The 940-nt window shown below is 73.5% G+C and carries 1 protein-coding gene; it reads left to right on the plus strand.

Features of this window, described 5'->3' with window-relative positions; all coding sequences use genetic code 11:
* A partial coding sequence (locus ACW69E_RS27705) for an RNA-guided endonuclease InsQ/TnpB family protein (RefSeq protein WP_457501028.1) occupies positions 1 to 914 on the plus strand: 914 nt, incomplete at its 5' end.
* Between the last annotated feature and the right edge of the window lie 26 nt (positions 915 to 940).

Raw genomic sequence — 940 nt, forward strand, 5'->3', positions numbered from 1 at the left:
ACCCGCGCTTCAAGGGCGCCGGGCACTTCGACACCGTCGCCTTCCCCCGGGACGGCGACGGCTGCCGCTGGAACTCCACCCCGCACGCTGCGCAGACCCGCCTCCGCCTCCAGGGTGTCGGGCATGTGCGCGTGCACCAGCACCGGCCCGTACAGGGACGGGTCAAGACGATCAGTGTGAAGCGCGAGGGGCGGCGCTGGTACGCCGTCCTGGTCTGCGACCAGGTGCCCGCCCAGGAGTTGCCGCCCACCGGAAGAAGCGTCGGCGTCGACCTGGGCGTCACGCACTTCCTGACCACCTCCGAGGGCGAGCACGAGGCGAATCCGCGCTTCCTCGCCTCCGTGGCCGAGGAGCTGGCCGCGGCCCAGCGGCACCTCGCGACGTTCCCCCGGCGCACCCGGCAGCGCACCAAGCGCCACCGCGCCGCCGCCCGGAGGGTCGCCAAGCCGCACGCCAAGATCCGCAGGCAGCGCGCCGACTTCCACCACAAGACCGCCCGCGCACTCATCACCGACCACGACGTGATCGCGCACGAGCGGCTGAACACCGCCGGGATGACCAGACGCCCGGCACCCCGGCCCGACTCGGAGAGCGACGGCGCGTTCCTGCCGAACGGCGCCGCCGCCAAGGCCGGGCTGAACAAGAGCATCCTCGACGCGGGCTGGGCGCGGTTCCTGGGAATCCTGGCGAACAAGGCTGAGAGTGCCGGCCGCCGCGTGATCCCGGTGGACCCCCGCAGCACCTCGGTCACCTGCCCGCCCAGCCTCGGCGGCTGCGGGCACGTGGACAAGAGCAACCGCGTCACCCAGGCGGCGTTCCGGTGCACGGCGTGCGGTTTCGCCGCCAACGCGGATCACGTCGGCGCGGCGAACGTCCTCGACAGGGCCGGGCTGGTCCTCTGCGCGGCGGCCTAGCCACCGACGCAGGAAGCCCGCGCGGT

The sequence above is a fragment of the Streptomyces sp. SS8 genome, from assembly GCF_054072955.1.